General features: G+C 64.5%; 2 protein-coding genes. Both read left to right on the top strand.

Annotated elements, in window-relative coordinates; genetic code table 11:
• The first annotated feature begins 282 nt into the window (after positions 1-282).
• The gene (locus tag DBR23_RS32115; protein WP_255581508.1) at positions 283-417 is read left to right on the top strand and encodes a hypothetical protein; all 135 of its coding nucleotides are present in this window, start codon (positions 283-285) and stop codon (positions 415-417) included.
• A 98-nt stretch (positions 418-515) separates the two neighbouring features.
• Positions 516-4,136: PLxRFG domain-containing protein (locus DBR23_RS29850; protein ID WP_199227624.1), on the top strand; the 3,621-nt coding region annotated here is incomplete at its 3' end.

Below are 4,136 nucleotides of genomic sequence, written 5' to 3'. Positions count from 1 at the left end.
ATGCTGGCACTCAAGCGGATGAGCCCGCAGGCGCGCAAGAAGGTGCTGGAGCAGATCAAGCCGCCCAAGGCGAAGTAGCCGCAGCCCCTGCACCCGCCCCAAGCGCACCGACCAACCTGCGCGATGGGCTGGCCCGTGTTCGTGCCAAGAAACAGGAGGCTGCGAATGCCAAAGCTGCCACGCCAAAAGCTGCCCCTGCCACCGCCCCCATTTCCGCAGCCGGACCCGCCGCCGTGGAAGCCGCTGGGCCTGCAGTCACATCCCCGACCCAAGGAGTAGCCCGTGAGCCTTCGCCCACTCAAGCCGTCCAAGCAAGCGCGCAACCAGCGCAAGCAGGAGCAGCGCCAGCCGCAGAGCCCGCAATCGCCAGCACCAGTTCGCCAGCCGCTGTTGGCGCACCAACGGTTCGGGCACTGACCGATGGCACCCCGGCTCAGAACCTTGGAGCGCAAGTTGCGGCAGCGCCTGGCGCGAAAGCTGCGGCGCCTGCAGGCCAGAAAAAATCACTCGACCGAGTGAAGGCCGGCAAGGCCTACTACTTCTCGCAGGCCAAGGCGCAGGCCTTTGTCGATGACAACGGCTTGGGCGACACCCACGAAGTGGTGCAGGACAACAAGCGTTATGTGGTGCGCACCAAATCGGCGGATTCGGACGCTGGCGATGTGCAGCAGTTCGCCCCCGAAACTGGCACGCTGGGCATCCCTCGCGCGGAAATGCCACAGGTGCCCACCCAGTCGCATGGTGGGCTGGTGAAGCACCTGAATGCGCAGGGCATCGATCACGAAACCACGATGGTGGATGCGGCTGAGTTGAAGCCCACGCAGGCTGAGTTCTCGCCATCCAAGGTGGAGCAGGCCAAAGAGGCCGGCGGCGACCGCGCCGTGATCGTGTCGAACGATGGCCACATCATCGACGGCCATCACCAGGCGCTTGCTGCAGCCGAGGAAGGTAAGCCGGTGAAGGCCATCGTGCTGGATGCTCCGGTGGAACAGGCGCTGGAGGCGGTGAAGAACTCTCCCAGTGCACAGGCACAGCCGACAGAGCCTCCAGCACCGGCAAAGCCTGCCAGGAAGCCGCGTGGCGTTCTGGCCAAGAAGGCTGCAGCGGCGGAGGCTGCACGCGTTGCCTACTTCGCCCCTGGGAACATCGTGAAGAGCTACAGGGGCTACGACCGCGTGTTGTCGTATCTGCCTGCTGATGAGGATGGGCGCTGGAGCGTGACGGTGCAGCAAGTGCGTGCCCAAGACGGTAAGTGGATCGATGTCCCAGGCCTGCGTGAGCGGACCCATGCCACACAGCCTGATGCCCGCGATTTGAAGGCCGGGCCTGTGATGAAGGCTCCTGTTGCTGTCGAGCAGTCTATAGCTGGATCTGAACCGGCGGTTCGCTCCGAAGCTCTGTTCAGCCGCACGCCAGAAACCCAGTCCTCCTACGAGGCGCGCATCGACGCGCTGTTTTCTGGAGACAAGCCCCGCATGAAAGGCGCGAGGGTGCTGGACCGATCGGACATGCTGGCCTTCCTGGGGCTGGGTGATGGGCCGGTCAATCTCGCAGAAAGCAAGGTGATCGCAGGGCAGAGCAACCATCCGCACATGACGGCCGCTGTCTGGAAGCAGATTCCTGAGTGGCTGGAGAACCCTGCCTTGGTGTTCGATTCTGACACCGCGCCGGGCCGACTGGTGTTCATCGCTCCAGAGCTGGTGAATGGCAGTCCTGTGCGCATCGTTGTGGAGCCCAACGCCGCAGGCGGAGTAAACGCCCATCTGCTGCTGAATGCCTACGATGCGCAGAACAATGCATTTCGCCGGTGGGAGAGCGACGGGCTGCTGCGCTACGTGGACAGAAACAAGTACGCCCACGTCTCCGGGACGTTCCAGCCGCAATTGACTGGCTTGCCCGGAGATCGTGGGCGCAACCGGATTTTAACCGACAAGCAGTACAACGGCTACCGCCGTGCGAACACGCCGGCGGCCTTACAAGGCCCTGCCACTGAGCCCACCAAACTGAGCAATGCCCGCCTGGTGGCCACCCAGATGCTGGTGGACGAGATCAAGGCCAAGTGGACGCGCTCGCCCGAGATCATCGTGGCCCGCAACATGCAGGACATGCAGATCCCGCAGCTGGTGCGCGATTACGACGCCCAGCTCAAGAGCCAGGGCAGCGACGGTGAGGCCCGCGGATTCATCTACAAGGGCAAGGTGTACCTGCTGGCCGACCAGCTCAATGGCCCCGCCCAGATTGCCGAGGTACTTTTCCACGAGGTGTTGGGCCACTACGGCCTGCGCGGCGCCTTCGGGGATGGCCTGACGCCGGTGCTGCAGCAGATCGGCACCATGCGCCGCGCCCAGGTGCTGGCCAAGGCCCGGGAATACGGCATGGTGCAGAAGGGCCTGAGCGACAGCGACACCTGGGCCGCCATGAGCGCGCGTGACCGGCTTTCCGCCGCCGAGGAAGTACTGGCCGAAATGGCGCAGACCACACCCGAGATCGGGTTTGTGCAGCGGGCCATTGCTGCCATCCGCACCTGGCTGCGCGCAAACGTGCCGGGGTTCAAGGCGCTGGCACTGACGGATGATGAGATCGTGGGCAGCTACATCCTGCCCGCCCGGGGCTATGTGACGCGCTCCGATGAAACCCCGCAGCAGTCGCTGCAGCGGGCGCTGCTGGCGTTCGACCGCAGTGCCGACGGTGATGCCTTGCCAATGTTCAGCCGCTCCGGCATGGCCGACTTGTCCACCAAGGCCCGCGACGAGCTGAACAAGACGTTCGGCGCCCCGGGCAAGCTGTCGTGGTGGCACAAGACCGTGGGCACCATGTTCAACCTGGCCGAGCGCTCTCCCGACTTCAAGCGGGTGTTCGATTCCGCTCAGGGGTTTGTGGATGACGTGAGCTACTACGCCACCGACGCGGCCGAGCTGGCCCCCCGCCTGCTGCCCAAGCTGGAAACCTGGCGCGACATTGCCAAGCGACCCATCACCGCTGCAGACAACGCGGCCGTGGCCAAGCCTGTGTTTGAGGGCACGCTGGACTGGGCGCGCGACGAGTCGGGCAAGCCTGTACGCCTGCAGACCCTGCTTGACGCGGCCGAAAAGCTGACGCCACAGCAGAAGGCCCAGCGCCTGCTGCGCAACAACAAGATCAGCGAGGGAATGCTGAAAGCCTGGCAGGGCCTGCCCCTGGAACAGTATGAAAAGCTGGTGGCCAGTCGGTACGAGTCGCAGATGCTGCAGGCGGGCGTGGTGTGGACCCCAGCCGAGCTGAAATCTCTGTTCAAACTGACCGACGCGCAGGTGGAGCTGTACCAGGAATTCCGCGCAGCGACAGACCGCAGCCTGGACACCATGGCCCGCGCTGACATGCTGCGCTATGGCGGCAAGGACGTGGCCGAGCTGCGCGACATGGTGATGGACGCCAAGGACGCCCAAGACGCAGCGCAGATCCTGCGCAACCACCTGCAGATGCTGGCCAAGGAAAACCCTGACCGTGCCGGTGAAATCGGCCAGCTGTCGAATGGGATGCTCGACCGCGCCGCCCGCGTGCAAGAACTGCAGGAGCAGGGCTATGCACCGCTGTCGCGCTTCGGCCAATACACCGTGGACGTGGTGGATGCCAACGGCGAGCGTCAATACTTCGGCCTGTTCGAGACTGCCCGCGAGGCCAATGTGATGGCCATCAAGATGCGCAAAGAGTTCGGGCAGGACGCGGTGACGCAGGGCACCCTGTCGAACGACGAGTTCAAGCTGCTGGCCGGCATCACGCCCGAGTCGCTGGAGCTGTTCGGCAACATGCTGGGCCTGGAGTCCGATGGCGACCAGGCCAAGGACCAGGCTTTCCAAGAGTACCTGCGCCGCACCAAGACCAACCGCAGCGCCATGCGCCGCCTGATCCACCGCCAGGGCATCGCTGGCTACAGCGAGGACGTGGGCCGCGTGCTGGCCAGCTTCATCTACAGCAACTCCCGTCAGACTTCGGCCGGGCTGCACATGGGTGAATTGGGCGAGGCGATCACCGCAATTCCCAAGCAGCAGGGCGAGCTGAAAGATGCAGCCATTCAGCTGTCGGAGTACGTGAAGAACCCGCAGGAGGAAGCCCAGGCGGTGCGCGGGCTGCTGTTCGCCCAGTATCTGGGTGGCTCG

The organism is Acidovorax sp. HMWF018 (assembly GCF_003061035.1).
GTDB lineage: Bacteria > Pseudomonadota > Gammaproteobacteria > Burkholderiales > Burkholderiaceae_C > Acidovorax > Acidovorax delafieldii.
The sequence above is the reverse complement of the archived record's forward strand: the minus strand, read 5'-3'. Positions and strand labels throughout refer to the sequence as shown.